Raw genomic sequence first — 19,093 nt, 5'->3', positions numbered from 1 at the left:
GTAGAAAGAACCATGAAAACTCTCGTTTGGGTCGAACACGACAATTCAAGCGTTAAGGACGCAACGCTGGCGGTGGTCACCGCTGCGGCAAAGCTGGGCGACGTGCATCTGCTGGTCGCGGGTTCAGGCTGCGCAAGCGTGGCAGACGAAGCCGCCAAGATCGCAGGCGTTGGCACGGTGCATCTGGCAGACGACGCAGCTTACGAGCACGCGCTGGCAGAGAATGTTGCGCCATTGGTCGCTGGCCTGATGGATAGCCATGACGCGTTCCTCGCGCCCGCAACTACGACGGGTAAGAACATCGCGCCGCGGGTCGCCGCATTGCTCGACGTGATGCAAATCTCGGACATTCTGTCAGTCGAGGGCGAGAAGACATTCACCCGTCCGATCTACGCAGGTAATGCGATTGCCACTGTGGAATCGAGCGATCCAAAGCTCGTCATCACGGTTCGCGGCACAGCGTTTGACAAGGCCGCGCCTGAAGGCGGCTCAGCCAATGTCGAAGCGGTTGGAAGCACAGGCGATGCAGGCACATCCAGCTTCGTCAGCTCCGAGATCGCCAAGAGCGAGCGTCCTGAACTGACCAGCGCAAAGGTGATCGTATCGGGCGGCCGCGCACTCAAGGACTCGGAAACCTTCGAAGCAACGATCACGCCGCTTGCTGACAAGCTGGGCGCTGGCATCGGCGCGTCGCGCGCTGCGGTGGACGCAGGTTATGTCCCGAATGATTACCAGGTCGGCCAGACCGGCAAGATCGTGGCACCGGAGGTCTACGTCGCGATCGGTATCTCCGGCGCGATTCAGCACCTCGCTGGCATGAAGGATTCAAAGACCATCATCGCCATCAACAAAGATGAAGACGCCCCGATCTTTCAGGTGGCGGACATCGGCCTTGTCGCTGACCTGTTCAAGGCTGTGCCGGAACTGACTGAAAAACTTTAGAACTACAGAAAACCTTAGGGTTGAATGGAACCTTCGGCGGGCTAGGAAGCACGTCGGAGGTTTTGTTTTATGCGCGCTTTGGGACTTGTCTTGGTAGCAGGATCAATCGGCATCGCCGCGCCTGCGACGGCTGATGACGACACGGTGATCCTTGAACCAAGCAGCTATTGGAGTGTGGATTTCGGCGAAGAGAAGTGTCGCCTGGCAAGGGCATTTGGCGAAGGTGAAGACAGACATCTGCTTTTCATTGAACAGGGTGGCCCAAAATCGAGCTTTGGATTCATGGCGATTGGACCGGCATTCGAACGATTCAGGCGGCCGGATCGCATAGAAATCCAGTTTGGTGGATTCGAACCAATGACCGATCAAATGCCGATGCTTGGGAACACTGAGGGTGTGGGTGCATCTCTGATCTTTTCCAACATGAACTTTAGGGTCAGGCCCGAAACCGAAGGCGACGCGGAAGAAGAACGGCGCAAGGCACCCTTGCCCCGACTTGATGTCGAAGCAGCCAATCAGATCGACTCGATTTCGGTGAGCTATGGCAAGCGAAATGTCGTATTCAATACCGGCGACCTCGGTGAAGCAGTCACGGTTATGAACGAATGTGCACTCAATTTCGTCGAAGCTTGGGGTCTTGACCGTGCGGCGCATGAAACCATGAGTCGATTGCCCAGATGGACGAATGAGCAGGCCGTTGTGCGGCGCATTAAAGCAACCTACCCGTTGCAAGCGCTACGGCGCGGTGAGAGCGGCATCATCCGTCTCCGGGTGACAGTGGAAGAAGACGGCTCCATCTCGGATTGTATCTTGGACAAGGCAACTATCGCGGAATCGCTTGACCCCCCTGCTTGTAGAGAAATGCGACGCGCCGAGTTTGAACCAGCTTTGGACAAGGGGGGCAATCCGATGCGATCTTTCTATCAGACCAATATCATCTATCGCGTTAGCTAAAGCGCAGCTCCGCTCACATCCACCCAATAATAAAGTGCAGCGTCATCCCCACGAGGCCACCCACGATCGTGCCGTTTATGCGGATGAACTGCAGATCGCGACCGACCGCGCTTTCGATACGGCCGGTAATGGTAACAGCGTCCCAACGCTTGACCGTTTCTGACACCAGCTGCACGATTTGCCCGCCATATCGGGTAGCAACGCCGACCATTGTACGGCGCGCAAGCCTGTTGATCTGAAGCTGCAAACGAAGGTCCTGCTGCATCGCGCTGCCCATCTCGCCGAGCAGCTTGCGCATCTCCTCGCCCAAAACATTTTTTGGATCACGCGCGCCGCGGATCAGCGATTGCCGGATACGCTCCCAAACACCCATCCACCAATCGGCCAGCGCGGGATTCTCGATCAGGTCACGCTTCATCGATTCCACCCGCTCGCGCGTTTTGGGATCATGCTGAAGATCGTTTGCGAGTTTTTCCAAGCCCTCTTCAATCTTGCTGCGAATTGGATGCTCGGGATCGACCAGAACTTCGGCCAGCAGTTTGTAAAGCCCATCGAGAACAGAGATGGAAATCCGCTCATCCAGCCCAGTCCAGCGCATCACGGCATTCGCGCGCAATTCGATGATATCACGGACCGTGCCTTCATTGTCTTCAAGCGTCAGCCCTGCCCAGCGGATAAAACCATCCATCAGCGGCATATGGCGCCCATCGGCAATCGCGCCCTCGAGCATGCGCCCGACGAGCGGTGATACATCGATCTTGGCAAATTGATTGCCAAGCCCCGCGCGAACCTGATTGCCCAAGCGATCCGGATCGAGCGATTCAAGTACTTCGGCGAGAAGTTCAGACACGCCGCCCGTCAGTCGTGAGGGGCCATCGCCCTCTTCAAGACTTGACCGGGGATTGGTGAGGTATTCGCCAACCGCCTTGGCCATATTCATGCCCGCCATGCGCCGCGCAACAACGGCGGGCGTGAGGAAGTTCTCGCGCAGGAATTGTGCCATGGTGTCCGCGATCCGGTCTTTGTTTTCCGGAATAATCGCAGTGTGCGGAATAGAAATGCCCAGCGGATGGCGGAACAGTGCGGTCACCGCGAACCAGTCTGCCAGTCCGCCGACCATGGCCGCTTCCGCAAAGGCATTGACATAGCCCCAGGCCCAGTGATCGCCCACCAGACCATGCGTGGTGAAGAACAGCACCGCCATAACGCCGAGCAGGCCTGTGGCCGTCCAGCGCATGCGCCGTGCGCGATCCGCCGTCAGCGGTTCGCCGCCGAACTTGTATGCGTGAGGTAGAGCGCTGGTCGCCATGATCAGCCGCCTAGCACAACTATTCGCAAATTACTCTGCAGGTTGCACCCCTGGAACAGCGTCGCCGCCGGTACCCTCGCCATGCTCGTCCGGACGATAGGTCAGGAACCGCTGGCGCATCCACGGGCCGATCCGTTTTTCCAAACCATCCGCCAGACTGAAACCCGCAGGCACAATCAGCAGGGTCAGCAGCGTCGACAGGATCAGGCCGCCGATCACCACGGTGCCCATCGGTGCGCGCCACGCGCCGTCACCTGTAAGCGAGATGGCAGTCGGCACCATACCAGCGGTCATGGCGACGGTCGTCATCACAATCGGCTGCGCACGCTTGTGCCCGGCCTCCATGATTGCATCGAGTTTACGCGTACCATTCGCCATCTCTTCGATCGCGAAATCGATCAGCAGGATCGAGTTCTTCGAGACGATGCCGAGCAACAGCAAGGTGCCGATCAACACCGGCATGGAGAGCGGTTGTCCCACCAGCCACACCAGGAAGATGCCGCCCAACGGCGCCAGCGCCAGCGAGGTCATGTTGACGAGCGGGCTCATCAAACGTTTATAAAGCAGCACCAAGACGCCGAAGACCAGCAATATCCCTGCGACAAGCGCAGCTGCGAAATTTTCGAGCAGCTCAGCTTGAAGCTCATCCTGGCCAACAGCATCGCGGATCACCCCTTGCGGCAAATCCTGCAATGTTGGCAGCGCGTTGACCAGTTGCATCGCATCGCCCCGCAGGACGCCGCTCGCCAAATCGGCGCCAACGAAAACACGGCGATTCTGGTTGTAACGTTGAATACGGGTTGGTCCTGCGCCGAAAGTGATGTCGGCCACTGTCCCAAGCGGTACAGACGTACCTGCATTGGTGGGCACTGGCATGTTCTGCAGCGTGGTAAGGTCACGGCGGTCCCCCTCGGGCAAACGCACGCGAATCGGAATCTGGCGATCAGATAGCGAAAATTTGGCAGAATTTTGCTCGATTTCTCCCATTGTCGCGATCCGGATCGTCTGGCTCAAAGCAACTGTCGAAATGCCGAGCTCGGATAGCAATTCGGTTCGTGGCCGAATGATTATTTCAGGGCGCGGAATATCCGCGCTGATCCGGGGTGCAACAATCTCGTCAAGGCCCTTCATCTCCTCGACCAAGCGTGCAGCTGTTTCGCTCAGCAAGACCGGATCCGAACCGGCCAGCATGATGGTCAAGGCACGGCCGCTGTCGTTGCCGCGGCCGGGGCCATTCTGGTTCTGGAAGCGAACGCGCGCATCGGGAATGCGCGCTAAAATAGGTGACATTTCGCGCTCAAACTCGATCGAGCTGCGCTCACGGTCATCCTTCAAAGTGATGTAGATCGTCGCCTGGCCTTGTTGCACACGCTCCAAAGCGCGAAGCACTTCCTGTTGTTCGTAAAGCAGATCAGCAACTTGCTCGGCTACTTGCTCGGTGGTCTCTAGAGTGGTGCCTGGCACCATTTCGATTTCGATCTGCGCATTCTCGTCATCAATTTCCGGTTCAAGTTGGAAAGGTGTCTGCCCAAACAGCAAAACGGTAAGCAAGAAAGAGAAGTAGCCGAGGCCCAACATCCAGACGCGGTGATCGAAGAAGCGGGCGTAAAGATATTGCCATGTCTTAGCTAAGCGAGTTCCGAACAGGCGCGTCGCAACACCAAGCAAACCAAATATAAGGAGCAACGCAACGAAGCCAACGGCGGTCGCGATAGCAAGTTGTAGGATGAGAATTGGTCGCTGGATCCAGCCGTAGAAGAATGAATGTTCGCCTCCGGTAAGTCCACCGGCAATTGTCGAGGCGACTTGCAAACCATCCATCGCACCAAACGAGGCAAAGACCGCTATGCCCGACGTCACCAAGAGAACTGGAATCAGCAAAAGAAACGCGATTACATAGAGCCAACGACGCTTTGGTCCTGGCAATCCCTCACGCCGCGCATGCATCGTACCACGGTTCAGCGACCAGCGCAGGACCTGCATATAGCGGTCCATCCACTTGCCTTCACCATGCGCGGCATGGCCCTTTGCCTCCAGGAAATAGGCCGCCAGCATCGGCGTGATCATACGCGCAACGGCCAGGCTCATCAGCACCGCGATCACAACCGTCAGGCCGAAGTTTTTGAAGAACTGTCCGGTCACGCCCGGCATAAGGCCAACCGGCAGGAACACCGCCACGATACAGAAACTGGTGGCCACAACCGGCAGCCCGATTTCATCCGCCGCATCAATCGAAGCCTGATAAGCAGACTTGCCCATCCGCATATGCCGCACGATATTCTCAATCTCCACAATCGCATCATCAACCAGCACGCCGGCGACCAGGCCGAGCGCCAACAGCGAGAGGAAATTGAGGTTGAACCCAATCAAATCCATGAACCAGAATGTCGGGATGGCCGAAAGCGGGATAGCAACCGCGGAAATCATCGTCGCGCGCCAATCGCGCAGGAAGAAGAACACTACGATTACGGCCAGGATCGCGCCTTCGACCATCGCTGCAATCGAGCTCTCGTATTGGCTTTCAGTGTATTTGACCGTGTTGAAAAGCGGAATGAACTTCACATTCGGATTTTCGGCCTGAACCTCCTCGATCACAACTTTGGCCTGATCGAAAACGGTGACGTCTGAAGCACCCTTTGCGCGGGACATGAAAAAATTCACCACTTCCTTACCGCGCACCTTGCTGATCGAAGTGCGCTCGGAGAAGCCGTCGCGCACACGCGCTACCTCAGATAGCTTGACTGTGACACCGCTTGTTAGGCGGATCTGGCGTTGCGAAAGTTCGAATGCGGTTGCGTCATTGCCTAAGACGCGAACCGATTGCCGCGTTCCGCCAACCTCTGCCATGCCGCCCGCTGCGTCGATATTGTCAACGCGAAGTACCTGGTTGATCTGGCTTGCGGTGACGCCCAGGGATTGCATCTTTTGGAGGTCGAGCGTGACTTCAATTTCGCGGTTCACGCCGCCAAACCGGCCCACCTCTGCCATGCCCGGTATGGCGAGCAAACGCTTGGCGACAGTATCATCGATAAACCAGCTTAGCTGCTCGATCGTCATGTCATTGGCTTCAACAGCAAAAATGCCCAAGAAGCCGCCAGCGATATCAACGCGGCTGACGCGCGGTTCAAGAATGCCGTCTGGCAAACTGCCGCGTATTGTGTCGAGCGCGTTCTTCACATCCGCCACAGCGACATTTGGGTCTACGCCGATTTCGAACTCGACAAATGTGCTCGAGTTTCCTTCGCTGGCCGTCGAACTGATATTGCGGACGCCGTTGAGCGAACGAACTGCTGATTCGACCTGCTGGGTAATCTGGTTCTCAATTTCGGTGGGCGCAGCACCAGGCTGCGAGATGTTTACACGGACGCCGGGAAATTCGACGTCAGGATTGTTCACAATATCCAGGCGGTAGAAGCTAAGCATTCCTGCCAGTAGCAATGATGCAAACAGGACGAGAGGAATGGTCGGGTTACGGATTGACCATGCTGAGATGTTGCGAAAATTCACGAGGAGCCTTTCGCTTTATTTTTGTTGCAATTGCGGTGAGACCGATTCACCATCGGATAAGAAACCGCCAGCCCGCAAAACGACCTGCTCGGTGCCGTCGAGCCCGGATGCTATCGCAATACCAATGTCTGTTACAAGACCGGTTTCGACACGGCGGCGACGCGCCTTGTTGTCTTTGTCCACTATATAGACAAAGCTGCCTTCCTGATCGGAGAGTATTGCGGATTCCGGCAGCATCGGCGCATTTACGACACCGCTGCTGATTTCAGCTGTCGCGAAACCACCCGGACGCAATTCTGGCGAATAGGGCAGCGCGATACGAACGGTCCCCTGGCGCGTGCGTTCATCGATGAATGGCTCAATCTGCCAGATCTGGCCCTCGAATACATCGTCCGAACCGACGGGCTGAACCTTAGCCGGGCGCCCAACCGAGAGACGCACAAGTTCGCTGTCGCCAACCTGGGCATTGAGTTCCAGCTCGCCGCCCTTGGCGATACGAAACAGTGTGCCCGAACCGGCACTAACAGTCTGGCCAGGCTCGACATTACGCTCAAGCAAGAGGCCCGCGGCTGGCGCAATGATGTTCAGCCGCGCATTTCGGGCAAGCAATTCATTGTACTGCGCGCGCGTCACCGCAACGCGGGCCCGCGCTGCATCACGTGTCGCGGTCAGCTGGTCTACCTGAGCTTTCGAAACAAACCCGCGCTCGACCAGTTGTAGCGAACGATCGAGATTTGCCTGCGCCAGATCGGCATCAGCTGTGGCAACTTCGATTTGCGCCTCCGCGCTGCGCGCTTGTTGAGACTGAACCGAACGGTCAATCGAAGCAAGCACCTGACCGGCCTTCACCCACTGGCCCTGTTCGACAGGAACTGAGACAACGCGACCGCCTTCGCCAACCACACCAACCGGCATTTCCCGGCGTGCAGCCAGAGTTCCCGTTGCCACAAGCGAGCCGGTCATTTCTGTGCGGCCCGGCGCGATTACAGTCACACTAGGGGCCTGCGATCTGTCATCGCCCGCCCCTTCGCGAGCCGCATCTCCGCTTGTCAGGAAAACATACAGCGCGGCCAAGAGCGCAACGATCAATACGGTAGCCGCAATGATCCACTTCAAACGCGAGGGATGCTCGGTTTGACCAGAGAGATCATAGTCTGACTGGATAGAATCGATCGTCTCAGACTTGAAATTGGATTCATAATTCATGGCACTTCCCTTGCGCAAAGTGTATTATACGTATAACTCACCCTGCGCAATTTCCAATAAACGTGTCTATCCTGTGTCGCAATGTGCCACTCGACAAGCGACATAGTGTTACGACGAGGGGCTTCTAGATTCGTTCCCGCGCACACGAAAAATGCTAGGCTAATTGAACGGCCACGTTCATTAAAATCAACAATTTAGTGCTAGAATGCGGCTTAGCGCAGGCGTGCACACTGAATCAGATTCATGATGCCCATTGGCACGACGGCGCCTGCTAGGGCCGCAACAAGGCCAGTAATCGAGAATTCCAGCACGCTCTCGGAGATGTCGAGCAATGGACCGGAGAGGCTCGTCCAAGCAAGGCGAGCTATGCGGGTTCGCTGATCAGCGACAGAATCACAAACAGCGCGAGAAGGCTGTGCCTATTAGGCCGTGTGCGTATTTCCAGTGATTTGCGTAGTCAGTATTTGAGCTGACGCTCGTACAGAGCGCGGTAGTGCTGGACACGAGTCACCCGGAGGCCCTGCATGCCAGAGCGGTCTACGGCACGTTGCCATGAAGCAAACTCTTCCAGCGTCAGATCATAGCGATCAAGAACTTCATCGATTGTCAGAAGGCCACCGTTGACGGCCGCGACCACTTCCGCCTTGCGGCGAGCGACCCATCGCTTGGTCTCCGGCGACGGCAGATCATCTGTGGTCAGCGGCTCCCCGAGGGGGCCAATCACCTGAACCGGGCGAATTTCTTGGTTCTCAATCATTTATCTCTCTTGCTTCGCTTGTTCTCGCATCACAACCGTCAACGATGTCTTTGCCATGACAAGCTTTTCCCGCCTCTAAAGCATTAGCGCTAACGTCCCGTTTGCCTTGCTTGCCGAAAGCAAAATAGCCGGCGGCGGCATCTGCAAAGCTGGAAGTCATCAAGGTTGCTTCGCCAGACAGTTCATGGCGCAGATCACGCGCGGCATTGATCCGAGCAGTCAGCTCGTGCCAGCCGAATGCGCGCAGGGCTGTGCTCTGCGATGCGCCTTTGGTGGCAATGGGTGTGATTCGAGAATCGAACATCATGATCAGCGCTTTAAACCCAAGCTTCTCAAGATTAGGTAAAGCCGCGGTTTACCCTGTGTTTAGGATTAGGCCGCGCCCGGCAGTGTAATGTCAGATCACTGGAATTGAGCCACCAACACGTGTAGGGGCGCTGCCAATCATGACCATCACTATGGATCTTTCAGCAGGGTTGACGCCCGAAGCTTTGTTCGACTTGCCAAAACCGGCGAGCGAAAGCCGCATAGTTGTTGCTATGTCGGGCGGTGTTGATTCGTCTGTTGTGGCCGCGCTTGGCGCTGCGAGCGGTGCAGAAGTCATCGGCATCACATTGCAGTTGTATGATTATGGCGCGGCAACCGGGCGCAAGGGCGCTTGCTGTGCTGGCGATGACATTTCCGACGCGCGCAATGTCGCTGATCGTCTGGGCATTGCGCATTATGTATTCGATCACGAAAGCGCATTTCGCGAAGACGTGGTCGAACAGTTTGCCGATGAATATCTTGCCGGGCGCACCCCTGTGCCGTGCATACGCTGTAATATGGGGCCCAAGTTCACCGATCTTTTCAAGATGGCACGTGAGCTGGGGGCCGATTGCCTCGCCACCGGCCACTACGTGCGGCGACATATCGGTGCAGCAGGGCCGGAATTGCATCGCGCACTCGATCCGGCGCGCGATCAGTCATACTTCTTGTTCGCAACGACCGAAGACCAGCTCGACTATCTGCGCTTCCCATTGGGCGGCTTGCCTAAATCGCAGGTCCGCGAACTGGCTGAACAGGCTGGGCTGCGCAATGCCAACAAGCCAGACAGCCAGGACATCTGTTTTGTGCCGGACGGTGACTATGCCAAGATCGTGAAGAAGATGCGGCCAGAGGGCGGCGCTTCCGGTCCGATCGTCCACGCGCAAACCGGCGAGACGCTGGGCGAACACAAGGGCATTGTTCATTACACAGTTGGCCAGCGCCGCGGTCTGGACATTGGCGGACAGCCCGAACCGCTTTATGTGGTAGGGCTTGATGCGGCCAATCGTGCCGTCAAAGTCGGCCCTAAGATCATGCTGGCGGTATCTTCGGCGACAGTGATCGAGACAAATCGCATCGGGCCGCTGCCAGATGCGCCGCTGACGGCTAAAGTGCGCAGTCTGGCCAAACCTGTGCCGATTACTCTGGACGGGCCACTGGGAGACGGCGCCACCACGACGATCCGCTTTGCCAATCCCGAATTTGGTGTTGCGCCTGGTCAAGCTGCGGTGATCTACGCCGGAGAGCGCGTGGTCGGCGGCGGCTGGATCGAAAGCACAACTAGCGCGGCGTAGGCGCGCTTAGCTCTCCCATTTCTCCAGCACACAGCCATATCCTTCGCGGAACGAGGCTGTGTCATGGGAAATCAGCGGGAAACGCGCGGTAACCGATTGCGCAGCGACATCTTCGGTCAGCGTAACAAGCTCCATACCGGCCAGCTTGTCTTTCTCGCAATCTTCCAGATCGCGCCCGGCCACAAATCTGCACGAGCATGCCACACGCGCGGAATAGGCGGTCGCTGTTTGCGCATAACCCTGCGCTGGTTCGCGGAAATACCATCCGGCGGCTGCTAATACCGCCGCAAGCAGAAGCAATACGATCCAACCACGGCCAGATGATCGTGAGGCAGTTCGTGCGGAAGATTTTGCCATTGCCAATCCTATTGCGGTGCGCGAATTAGGCGCGATGAATATCAAGCGGTCGCTTCTCCCTATCGCCACTCTCGCTTTGCTGCCAGCCCTCACTTCGTGCGCGGATGTGCCACAAAAACCCGCCCCGCTCGACGAAGCCGCGCTTGCAGCGGTTACGCAAAACGCTGGCGCGCCCACTCAAGAGCTTGCGCGCGAAGTCGACGATCTGTTCTCTCGAGATGGGCTTGGCGAAACCCGCGCTCTTATTGTCATGCAAAACGGTGAGATCGCGGCTGAGCGATATGGTGAGGGGTACGGCCCAGACACCCGCATGATCAGCTGGTCGATGGCCAAGACTGTCTCTGCAATCATGATCGGCATGCTGGTGGCAGACGGCCGTCTGAGCTTGGATGAAAGCGCGCGGGTGGCGATGTGGCAGCGACCCGGCGATCCGCGCGGAGAGATCACATTGCGTCAGCTGCTGCAAATGCGCAGCGGCTTGCGCCACACCGAGGCGGGCGATCCCCCGTACCAGTCGAGCGAGGTGCGCATGTTGTTTCTGGATGGCCGGGACGACATGGCGCGTTGGGCCAAGGAGCAACCGCTTGAAGAAGAGCCCGGAGCAAAGTTTGAATATTCGTCCAACACCAGCGTCATCCTGGCCGATATTGCTGCCCGTGCACTTACGACCAGTGAGCATCCCGATGCGCGGCGGCAGGCTGTTGCGGATTTCCTGGAAGCCCGGCTGTTTGGCCCGCTGGGCATGGATAGCATGGTGCCGGAATTTGACGCCTCAGGCACATTGATTGGTGGATCGCTGATCCATGGCAATGCGCGTGATTGGGCGAAGCTGGGCGAATTCCTGCGGCGCAAGGGCTCGTCACCCGGCGGAGAGCAATTGGTCCCAAGCCGCTGGGTGCATGCCATGATCACATCAAGCCCGCGCAGCCCGCATTATGGCTTTCAGACCTGGCTCAATCATCCTCTCGATGATCCGGAGGCGGAGCACCCGCTATTCCCAGATCGTGCTCCGCACTCCATGTTCTCACTGATTGGCCACATGGGCCAATATGTGATTGTCTCACCCGAGCAGCACCTGACAGTCGTGAGATTGGGCCACTCCAATCGCGAAGAACGCATCGCCATGCTGCAGGAAGTGGCTGACGTGATGAAGCTCTACCCCGTCAGATAGCGTCAGGCACCTCTATACATCGGCCGCTCAGCACCACATGGTCGGCATCCATCCGGCAAACAAACACACCGCCACGCGCGCTCGCCTGAAAGGCATGCAGTTGCGACTTGCCAAATCTTTCAGTCCAATATGGGGTCAACACCGCATGGGCAGACCCGGTTGCCGCGTCCTCGCGCCCGGCATTTGAAAAAACGCGACTGGTAATGTCGGATTTCCTGCCCGGAAGAGATCCCGCGGCGCTGGCCGTAATCTGCACTTTGCCGCGTGTTTCCAGGCCGCTCATGCCCGGCTTCAACCCCGCAACCTGTTCAGGCCGGTCGTAAATCGCCAATGCATAGCCAGCGGGATTCCAGCGCAGCTCGCGCGGCTCTGCCCCCAACGCCGCAACCAGTTGGTGCCATTCGTGCGGCATTGTCGGCAGAGCAGGCAATGACAGCTCATAAGACGCGTCAGGCCCATTGCTCGTAATGCCCAGCACTTTGCCGGTTGCCGTATGCAGGTTCACGCTGTGGGTCTGCGTTTGCGAAAGCGCCGCATGCCCTGCGGCCAATGCACCATGGCCGCACAGAACGATCTCCTGTTCCGGACTGAACCAGCGCACATCAAATGCGTCTTGCGAATCCCGCGGGCGCAGAAATACGGTTGCAGGGGCGCCGATCTCAGTCGCCTGGGCCTGTAACACCGCGTCGTCGGGATAACTGTCCAGCTCTATGACAGCGGCGAGATTTCCGCGCGCATCCTCGCCTGCGAAGGCATCGATGAAAACAATCGTTTGGTGCATGGTCAGTTGCGTTCGGGCAATAGCTCTTCTGCGGCGGGCCCCTGTTCGTTGACCAGCCCGTTCGGATCGGGGTGAATCAACACTTCAACACCGGGAAATTCCTTTTCGATCCGCGCTTCGACCTCATCCATCATGTCATGCACTTCAACGATCGAGAGATGCGGATCCACGGCCATGTGAAACTGGACAAAGTCATCTGCGCCGCTGGTCCGCGTGCGCAAGTCATGCACGCCGCGGATGTCAGGATGCCGCGCAAGCACCGCGAGAAACTCGTCGCGCCGTTCTTCAGGCCATTCATGGTCCATCAAATGGTCAATTGCTTCGCCACCTGCGCGAAAAGCCCCCCAAGCAAGCCATGCAGCTATAGCCAGCCCGAATAACGGATCCGCCAGACTTAGGCCGAGGTATTGGTCAAGCACCAGCGCCACGATAACCGCCATGTTGAGGAACAGATCACTCTGATAATGCAGATGGTCCGTCCGGATCGCGATCGATTCTGTCTTGCGGATTACATGCCGCTGCCAAGCCAGCAGGGCAAAGGTCGCAAGGATTGCGATAACAGATACCGCAATCCCTTCCTCCGCCGCAGCGGTCTCTCCGCCCTCGATCAAGCGTGTGATCGCACGCAAGGCGATCCCGCCAGCAGACAGAGTGATCAGCATCACTTGGAAGACAGCAGCCAGCGCCTCTGCCTTGCCATGCCCAAAACGGTGGTTCCGGTCAGCGGGCTGGGAAGCAATCCACACACCGACAAGCGTCGCAATGCTGGCAATAAGATCCAGCGCCGTATCAGCGAGGCTGCCCAGCATTGCCGTGGAATCGGTTTTCCATGCCGCCCAAAGCTTCAACCCGACCAGAAACAGAGCTGTCCCGATCGAAGCGAAAGCCGCACTGCGGGTCAGCGAGGAACGGCTCATGGATACAGCAACGTGTTGGTCCAGCCGCCATCGACTGTACGGTCAAATTGGCGGCGATCATGCAAGCGATTCGCCCGATCGCGCCAGAATTCGATCCGCTGCGGCGCGAGCGTAAAGCCGGTCCAATGCGGTGGGCGCGGAACTTCGTCGGCCTCCTTGCATGCCTCTTCGAGCTGTTCGATCCGGCGGATATATGTGGCTCGGCTTTCAAGCGGACGCGATTGATCACTGGCGGCAGAGCCAACCTGGCTCACGAAAGGGCGCGAGTGGAAATAGGCGTCCGCCATTTCGGGCGAGACCTCGGTCAACGGGCCTTCGATGCGAATTTGGCGACGCAGGCTTTTCCAGTGAAACAGCAGGGAGGCCTGCATGTTGGAGCGGATTTCGCCGCCCTTGCGGCTGTGTGCATTAGTGTAGAAGGTAAAACCATCCGGGCCATGTCCTTTCAACAGCACCATACGCACCGAAGGCGCACCGTCAGGCGTGGCGGTAGCCAGCGCCATCGCATTGGGATCGTTAGGTTCCGACCCCTTCGCGTCCTCGAACCAGGCCTGGAACAGACCCATCGGATCCTTGTCAGCGATCTCGCTCAAGGCAAGCCGCGCTATTTGTTCTTCAGTCGGTTGTGGCACGATGATTTCCTACAGCATGGAACACTTGGAACGCAGTCCTATAGCCGAAAAATCGGGCTGTTCACCCCTTGAGATCGCATCATATCAAGAAAGGCGCGCAATGGATTGTCGGAAGTCATGGCCTGGCCCGTTTGGGAAATTGCGATTGGGTAGGAAAGCTTCGCGCTTGCACGCAAGCACTGTTGCACCTAGCTAACACGCCATGGCTATGTCTGATCCTTACTCCACCCTCGGCGTGGCGCGCTCTGCCTCTGAAGCAGATATCAAGAGCGCGTACCGCAAGCTCGCCAAGGAACTGCACCCTGATCGCAACAAGGGCAAGCCCGATGCATCCGAGCGCTTCTCGGACGTTACAAAGGCTTACGATCTGTTGTCCGACAAGGAAAAGCGGGCGCGGTTCGATCGCGGTGAGATCGATGCAGAAGGCAATCCCACAAACCCTTTTGCAGGCGGATTCGGCGGACGGCCCGGTGGCGGTGGCGGTGGCGCACAGGGCTTCCGGCCTAAGGATTTCGAAGGGTTCGGCACCGAAGGAGTGGATCTGAGCGATCTGTTTGACGGACTGTTCGGTGGTGGGGGCCAGCGCCGCAGTTCGGGACTGGGCGGCGGATTCGGCAGCCAGCAGCGACCGCCTCCGCAAAAGGGCCCGGACGCGCATTATCGCCTGACTGTGCCGTTCGTCAGCGCCGCGTCGCTTGAAGATCAACGGATCACTCTGGCAGACGGCAAGACAATTAGTGTGAAATTGCCAGCGGGTGTCGATGATGGCACGCAGATGCGCCTGAAAGGCAAAGGCAAGCCCGGTCCGGGCGGCAATGGAGACGGGCTGGTTATTGTCGAAATCGGCTCGCATCCATTCTATCACCGCGATGGCGACCACATCCGGATGGATTTACCGATCACGCTTGATGAGGCGCTGAACGGCGCAAAGATCAAATGCCCTACGGCAGACGGCCCTGTGATGCTGACGATCAAACCGCGCACCAATGGCGGCACGGTAATGCGCCTGAAAGGCAAGGGCTGGTCAACCAAGAGCGGCGGGCGCGGAGATCAGCTGGTCACACTGGAGATTCAAATGCCAGACGATGCAGACGAACTTTCCAAGAGGCTCGAAGGCTGGAAAGACGATAGCAATCCACGCACCAAACTAGGTATTTAACAGGTGAGCCTGGGTCATCTACCCGATCCCAAAGAGCGCGAAATCCACTCGTTTTCGCCGGAGACCCGACGACGCGAAGCACAGACCCTGAGAGGACCAGTGATGGAGCGGCTGGGACACAAGCTACGCGCACCTTCTGGAAATACCGCCTGATCTCTGCCGGATTTACGCTTGGTGCGGTCGTGTTGCTGGTCCTATAGTTGTTTGCGCAAGTGGACATCGGTACAGCAGAGCACATCATTGAAGTTCGCTTTCCCGAACTGGCCTGATCAATGGCCGAATTGCGTCTGTCACGCACGGTCACCACGCTAGGCCTGTTCAGTTCGCTCTATCTGCTGTTCTAAACTCTTATACCGATGGTCCATCGCAGCCGCCGCTATCCCAAATGGCCGGACGTTGCCTTTGTTACGGGGCGGTGGCTAATTATAACGAGAGTTTTGCTGCACGTCCTGAGCAGCGTTTTCACTTATAACCTGACTTATGGCAGTCTTGCCAAGATCATGGTTGCCCTGTTCTTTTTCTGGCTCATCGGGCTGGGAATGGTTATCGGCGCAGAGTTGAATGCTGCGCTCGCCGTGACACCTGAAGAGGAAGAGGCGGCAGACGAAGCGCAGGAAGACTGACGGAAGGGACCAGTCATGGACGGATTGATGCAGGGTAAACGCGGTCTCATCATGGGGCTTGCGAACAATAAATCGCTTGCATGGGGCATCGCCAAGAAGCTGCACGAACATGGCGCGGAACTGGCGTTCTCCTACCAAGGCGACGCGCTGAAGAAGCGCGTGGCGCCACTGGCTGATGAGCTTGGCAGCGATTTTCTGATCGATTGCGATGTGTCCGATATGGCGGCGCTGGATGCGGCGTTTGATACGCTGAAAAGCCGCTGGGATACGATCGACTTTGTCGTTCATGCCATCGGATATTCCGACAAGAACGAGCTGCGCGGGAAATATCTCGACACTTCGCTCGACAACTTCCTTTTGACGATGAATATCTCGGCCTATTCGCTGGTTGCAGTTGCCCAGCGTGCATCCGAAATGATGCCGCCGGTCGATGAAGAGGGCAATGGAGGCGGATCGATTGTAACGCTGACCTATTACGGGGCCGAAAAGGTCATGCCGCATTATAATGTTATGGGCGTTGCGAAGGCAGCACTGGAAACCAGCGTCAAATATCTAGCCAATGATCTTGGGCCAAAGAACATCCGCGTCAACGCGATCAGCGCGGGGCCAATCAAGACTCTGGCTGCCAGCGGGATCGGCGACTTCCGCTATATCCTCAAATGGAACGAGCTGAATTCGCCGCTAAGGCGCAATGTCACGATCGATGATGTGGGTGGGGCAGGGCTTTACTTCCTGTCTAACCTGTCCTCCGGTGTGACCGGCGAGACGCATCATGTCGATGCCGGCTATCATGTCGTCGGCATGAAGCAGGAAGATGCGCCTGATATTGCGTTAGACTAGATTTTTCTCTAGCTGAGCAGTGGAATGTTGGGCCTGATGTATTGAGTGCTCCAATCTCAGACTGTAGAGAGATACTGTAGGATTCCTGACCATGAGCAAGTGCAAAAACTTACTGCTGGGTGCCTGTTTATCCCTTACACTTGCTGCCTGCGCGAGCGGATCAGCCCTTCAGCCAGACCGCTCAATATTCAGTCTCGATAACAACTATCAGCGCCAGTTTTACGATCTGCCCATTGAAACCACATTCGAACAAGCGGTTTCTGTCTTCAGAGACGCGGGCTATAAACTTGACGTAATTGACAGAGCAACAGGGCAAATTAGTGGTAGGCGAGGATCCAGCGGTGACAAAGGATCGACCACCGATAAAGACCTAAAATTTTATGCTTTAGTGGTGCCCAGAAGAGATGGTAGCGAGCTAGGGATTAAAATTGTTCAGGTTATTCGCAGAGGTGCTTTTGGCTCTTCAACAGCCGAACTGATCGTCAATGACAGGCAAATGTATGAATTTGCTTTTAGGCGGATCCAGAATGCGGCGGTTGCAAACGAAGCGCCAAGCCCTCAGTCCTCTACGTCTGGGGCGCAAGGCGATGAACTTCCTCCGGCAGGGCGCTATCCCGCAAATCGTTGAACGGCTGATTTAGAGGATCTCATTGAGCCAATTTTTGGCATTCTAGTGTCTGTCATCTGCAAGCCGCCGAGAATTACCAGCTAAAAATTTTCATATGTGAAAGGATTGCCTCGGCTGGAATTCCAAGGTCGATCATGCGCATTATCAGGCGTTTGAAAACGGGAAGGTTACGGTAAGGGTATGGCGCACTGAGTTTAGCGCACGCGCGTCAAATACTCTTGGCATGTCGCCCCTTCAGGCAGCCCCAATGCCGATGCAAAAAGCCCAGCAGTTCGTTTTGCAAAATGCCGCGGCCTTGCCCAACCCCCTCCCCATCAAAGCGTCGCCGGGGAAAACTCTTCGATAGGTGTGGATAGGGCGCACGCCTTACCTTGGCGCGCAAAAAATCGTCACGACCTAGCCCAGAGCGCCGCGCCTTGCGGGAGCCTGGCTTTGCCCCAATCGGCAGGCCGGTGGGCACTCACAGGCGGCGCAATCTGGATTAACGCACACAGAAAGCCGTGACGATGAGTAAGAATTTTGATGAAGCACAAGGCAAAGAAGAGCCAAGCCCCGCGCGCCTATTTACGCGCAAGCAAAGGCTGGCCATGCCTGGAGAGGACCCCAATCGCTGCGAGCAGCTCTATGCAGAGCTGTGCCGCCACTTCGAGCCGCGCGACCCCATCGAGGCGATGTGGGTCAATGATGTGGCCGTGGTCACGGCCAAGATAGAGTTTCTTCGCAAGTGCCACAGGGCAGCGACATTAGTGTCTTTAAGGCGCGCAGTGCGCTCAAACGCGCATTTTACGAGGGATATCAGCAGCGAGGAAACAGAGCCTGCGGCCATCGAAATTCTTACAGACACATATGACCTCAAGAAAAAGCCAGGCGTCTATGACAGTGAGGAGAATTTGCCGATCGTCAGGCTGCTAGGGGCAAGTTCACTGAACTCGCTTAGCAAGGAGGAGGACTTTATGGGCCTCGAGTTCGCGGCCCTGCGCGAGCGTGACAGGATCATCGCCCAGATCGGCAGGAAGCGCCAAGAAGAAATGCGCGCTGCAGTGACAATCATCGACGCACAATGTGGCGACGACAATGCCGAAGAATGACAATCCGAGCGAGGAGGAGCTTCTCGCTGAGGCCGTGATCTTTATCGAGGAGGTCGAGGCGTCCAGACTGACGGGCGGGCCCAAGACCGAGGCGGGTAAGAGAATTTCGTCTCGAAATTCGCGAAAGCATGGCCTTATGTCCAAGGATATTGAGCGCCGCTTTGATAAGGGCCTTGATTTGCCCGATTGGCTCTTCGCCCTTGCAGATCAGCTGCGCACAATGGCTGATGAGAGTGACCCGACGGACGGCCATCTGCTCAGGAAGGCGCTTATTGCCGCTTGGCGCGCGAGCCTGGCGCAGGCTTCCCTGGACATGGAGATGTCGGCGTCAGTCTATCGAGCCGACGATAAGGAACGATTGGCGATCACCAGGCAAGCGGCAAAGCTCTCATACTACGGGGCCAGGTTCAGAGCCGAGCGCGATAACGCGATACGCAGGCTGCGTCAGAGATCTCGCGCGCGTTCTGGCGCAGGCTGATGGATGCGGATGCCAGGCGCGTCGTCTGGCGTGCCGATAAACTCGATGCCCGCGGCTGCAATGCACGACCTCAGTTTTTGTATCGTCGCTAGGTTCGCAGCTTGAACCTGATCCACTGACTCGAGTCTCTTTATTGTGCGCTC

At 57.2% G+C, this 19,093-nt stretch carries 19 protein-coding genes; 10 read left to right on the top strand and 9 right to left on the bottom strand.

The genetic code is table 11. The features are described from left to right. Positions 1-12 precede the first annotated feature (12 nt). Positions 13-942, top strand: coding sequence for an electron transfer flavoprotein subunit alpha/FixB family protein (locus QQX03_RS02370; protein WP_285976284.1), 930 nt, complete (start codon positions 13-15; stop codon positions 940-942). A 69-nt stretch (positions 943-1,011) separates the two neighbouring features. Continuing rightward, a complete protein-coding gene (locus tag QQX03_RS02365; RefSeq protein ID WP_285976283.1) occupies positions 1,012-1,896 on the top strand; it encodes an energy transducer TonB in 885 nt (294 codons plus the stop codon). A gap of 13 nt (positions 1,897-1,909) precedes the next feature. Here the strand turns inward: QQX03_RS02365 and QQX03_RS02360 are convergent, their stop codons facing one another. The 5 genes from QQX03_RS02360 to QQX03_RS02340 form a co-directional block, all read right to left on the bottom strand. Beyond that, entirely contained in the window at positions 1,910-3,205 is a 1,296-nt protein-coding gene (locus tag QQX03_RS02360) for a DUF445 domain-containing protein (RefSeq protein WP_285976282.1), read from the bottom strand. 30 nt (positions 3,206-3,235) lie between these two features. Next, positions 3,236-6,712: an efflux RND transporter permease subunit gene (locus tag QQX03_RS02355; RefSeq protein WP_285976281.1), complete on the bottom strand. Its 3,477-nt coding sequence runs from the start codon at positions 6,710-6,712 to the stop codon at positions 3,236-3,238. A gap of 15 nt (positions 6,713-6,727) precedes the next feature. Beyond that, positions 6,728-7,918, bottom strand: coding sequence for an efflux RND transporter periplasmic adaptor subunit (locus tag QQX03_RS02350; protein ID WP_285976280.1), 1,191 nt, complete (start codon positions 7,916-7,918; stop codon positions 6,728-6,730). Between the two features lie 457 nt (positions 7,919-8,375). Beyond that, positions 8,376-8,675, bottom strand: a complete 300-nt coding sequence (sciP, locus tag QQX03_RS02345) for a CtrA inhibitor SciP (RefSeq protein ID WP_285976279.1) — start codon at positions 8,673-8,675, stop codon at positions 8,376-8,378. Then, positions 8,668-8,982 (bottom strand): hypothetical protein, encoded by a 315-nt coding sequence (locus QQX03_RS02340; protein ID WP_285976278.1) that lies wholly within the window; start codon positions 8,980-8,982, stop codon positions 8,668-8,670. The genes sciP and QQX03_RS02340 overlap by 8 nt, the downstream gene beginning before the upstream one ends. Before the next feature lie 139 nt (positions 8,983-9,121). Between QQX03_RS02340 and mnmA the strand changes: the two genes are divergently transcribed. Next, positions 9,122-10,276 (top strand): tRNA 2-thiouridine(34) synthase MnmA, encoded by a 1,155-nt coding sequence (mnmA, locus tag QQX03_RS02335; protein ID WP_285976277.1) that lies wholly within the window; start codon positions 9,122-9,124, stop codon positions 10,274-10,276. A 6-nt stretch (positions 10,277-10,282) separates the two neighbouring features. Here mnmA and QQX03_RS02330 read toward each other — a convergent pair whose 3' ends face one another. Beyond that, complete coding sequence (locus QQX03_RS02330; RefSeq protein WP_285976276.1) at positions 10,283-10,633, bottom strand: hypothetical protein; 351 nt, start codon at positions 10,631-10,633, stop codon at positions 10,283-10,285. Positions 10,634-10,667: 34 nt separating this feature from the next. Between QQX03_RS02330 and QQX03_RS02325 the strand changes: the two genes are divergently transcribed. Beyond that, positions 10,668-11,804, top strand: coding sequence for a serine hydrolase domain-containing protein (locus QQX03_RS02325; RefSeq protein ID WP_285976275.1), 1,137 nt, complete (start codon positions 10,668-10,670; stop codon positions 11,802-11,804). Here QQX03_RS02325 and QQX03_RS02320 read toward each other — a convergent pair. Genes QQX03_RS02320 through pdxH form a run of 3 tightly spaced genes read right to left on the bottom strand, consistent with a single transcriptional unit; the run spans position 11,797 to position 14,068 of the window. After that, positions 11,797-12,585 (bottom strand): PhzF family phenazine biosynthesis protein, encoded by a 789-nt coding sequence (locus QQX03_RS02320; protein ID WP_285976274.1) that lies wholly within the window; start codon positions 12,583-12,585, stop codon positions 11,797-11,799. The genes QQX03_RS02325 and QQX03_RS02320 overlap by 8 nt on opposite strands. A 2-nt stretch (positions 12,586-12,587) precedes the next feature. Beyond that, on the bottom strand, positions 12,588-13,502 hold the full coding sequence (locus tag QQX03_RS02315) for a cation diffusion facilitator family transporter (protein WP_285976273.1): 915 nt from the start codon (positions 13,500-13,502) through the stop codon (positions 12,588-12,590). Next, positions 13,499-14,068, bottom strand: coding sequence for a pyridoxamine 5'-phosphate oxidase (gene pdxH, locus QQX03_RS02310; RefSeq protein ID WP_285976939.1), 570 nt, complete (start codon positions 14,066-14,068; stop codon positions 13,499-13,501). The genes QQX03_RS02315 and pdxH overlap by 4 nt, the downstream gene beginning before the upstream one ends. A 274-nt stretch (positions 14,069-14,342) precedes the next feature. On the opposite strand from pdxH, the gene QQX03_RS02305 reads away from it, so the two are divergent. From QQX03_RS02305 to QQX03_RS02280, 6 genes are all read left to right on the top strand, one after another. Then, positions 14,343-15,293 carry a DnaJ C-terminal domain-containing protein gene (locus tag QQX03_RS02305; protein WP_285976938.1) on the top strand — a complete coding sequence of 317 codons (951 nt, stop codon included), beginning with the start codon at positions 14,343-14,345 and terminating at the stop codon, positions 15,291-15,293. A 356-nt stretch (positions 15,294-15,649) separates the two neighbouring features. Continuing rightward, a complete protein-coding gene (locus QQX03_RS02300; protein WP_490401893.1) occupies positions 15,650-15,916 on the top strand; it encodes a YhjD/YihY/BrkB family envelope integrity protein in 267 nt (88 codons plus the stop codon). 15 nt (positions 15,917-15,931) lie between these two features. Beyond that, positions 15,932-16,756 carry an enoyl-ACP reductase FabI gene (fabI, locus tag QQX03_RS02295; RefSeq protein WP_285976271.1) on the top strand — a complete coding sequence of 275 codons (825 nt, stop codon included), beginning with the start codon at positions 15,932-15,934 and terminating at the stop codon, positions 16,754-16,756. A 91-nt stretch (positions 16,757-16,847) separates the two neighbouring features. Then, complete coding sequence (locus QQX03_RS02290; protein WP_285976270.1) at positions 16,848-17,384, top strand: hypothetical protein; 537 nt, start codon at positions 16,848-16,850, stop codon at positions 17,382-17,384. 506 nt (positions 17,385-17,890) lie between these two features. Beyond that, positions 17,891-18,472: a hypothetical protein gene (locus QQX03_RS02285; RefSeq protein WP_285976269.1), complete on the top strand. Its 582-nt coding sequence runs from the start codon at positions 17,891-17,893 to the stop codon at positions 18,470-18,472. Then, a complete protein-coding gene (locus QQX03_RS02280) occupies positions 18,459-18,950 on the top strand; it encodes a hypothetical protein (protein WP_285976268.1) in 492 nt (163 codons plus the stop codon). The genes QQX03_RS02285 and QQX03_RS02280 overlap by 14 nt, the downstream gene beginning before the upstream one ends. Positions 18,951-19,093 lie beyond the last annotated feature (143 nt).

Source organism: Altererythrobacter rubellus, assembly GCF_030284385.1.
Classification (GTDB): Bacteria; Pseudomonadota; Alphaproteobacteria; order Sphingomonadales; family Sphingomonadaceae; genus Erythrobacter; species Erythrobacter rubellus.
Note: the sequence above shows the minus strand (reverse complement) of the source record. Positions and strands in the feature narration are given on the sequence as shown.

Coding starts and splice junctions, on each gene's coding strand:
- QQX03_RS02370 (WP_285976284.1), top strand. CDS start 13: ATGAAAACTCTCGTTTGGGTCGAACACGACAATTCAAGCGTTAAGGAC.
- QQX03_RS02365 (WP_285976283.1), top strand. CDS start 1,012: ATGCGCGCTTTGGGACTTGTCTTGGTAGCAGGATCAATCGGCATCGCC.
- QQX03_RS02360 (WP_285976282.1), bottom strand. CDS start 3,205: ATGGCGACCAGCGCTCTACCTCACGCATACAAGTTCGGCGGCGAACCG.
- QQX03_RS02350 (WP_285976280.1), bottom strand. CDS start 7,918: ATGAATTATGAATCCAATTTCAAGTCTGAGACGATCGATTCTATCCAG.
- sciP (WP_285976279.1), bottom strand. CDS start 8,675: ATGATTGAGAACCAAGAAATTCGCCCGGTTCAGGTGATTGGCCCCCTC.
- QQX03_RS02340 (WP_285976278.1), bottom strand. CDS start 8,982: ATGATGTTCGATTCTCGAATCACACCCATTGCCACCAAAGGCGCATCG.
- mnmA (WP_285976277.1), top strand. CDS start 9,122: ATGACCATCACTATGGATCTTTCAGCAGGGTTGACGCCCGAAGCTTTG.
- QQX03_RS02330 (WP_285976276.1), bottom strand. CDS start 10,633: ATGGCAAAATCTTCCGCACGAACTGCCTCACGATCATCTGGCCGTGGT.
- QQX03_RS02325 (WP_285976275.1), top strand. CDS start 10,668: ATGAATATCAAGCGGTCGCTTCTCCCTATCGCCACTCTCGCTTTGCTG.
- QQX03_RS02320 (WP_285976274.1), bottom strand. CDS start 12,585: ATGCACCAAACGATTGTTTTCATCGATGCCTTCGCAGGCGAGGATGCG.
- QQX03_RS02315 (WP_285976273.1), bottom strand. CDS start 13,502: ATGAGCCGTTCCTCGCTGACCCGCAGTGCGGCTTTCGCTTCGATCGGG.
- pdxH (WP_285976939.1), bottom strand. CDS start 14,068: ATGGGTCTGTTCCAGGCCTGGTTCGAGGACGCGAAGGGGTCGGAACCT.
- QQX03_RS02305 (WP_285976938.1), top strand. CDS start 14,343: ATGTCTGATCCTTACTCCACCCTCGGCGTGGCGCGCTCTGCCTCTGAA.
- QQX03_RS02300 (WP_490401893.1), top strand. CDS start 15,650: ATGGTCCATCGCAGCCGCCGCTATCCCAAATGGCCGGACGTTGCCTTT.
- fabI (WP_285976271.1), top strand. CDS start 15,932: ATGGACGGATTGATGCAGGGTAAACGCGGTCTCATCATGGGGCTTGCG.
- QQX03_RS02290 (WP_285976270.1), top strand. CDS start 16,848: ATGAGCAAGTGCAAAAACTTACTGCTGGGTGCCTGTTTATCCCTTACA.
- QQX03_RS02285 (WP_285976269.1), top strand. CDS start 17,891: ATGAGTAAGAATTTTGATGAAGCACAAGGCAAAGAAGAGCCAAGCCCC.
- QQX03_RS02280 (WP_285976268.1), top strand. CDS start 18,459: ATGCCGAAGAATGACAATCCGAGCGAGGAGGAGCTTCTCGCTGAGGCC.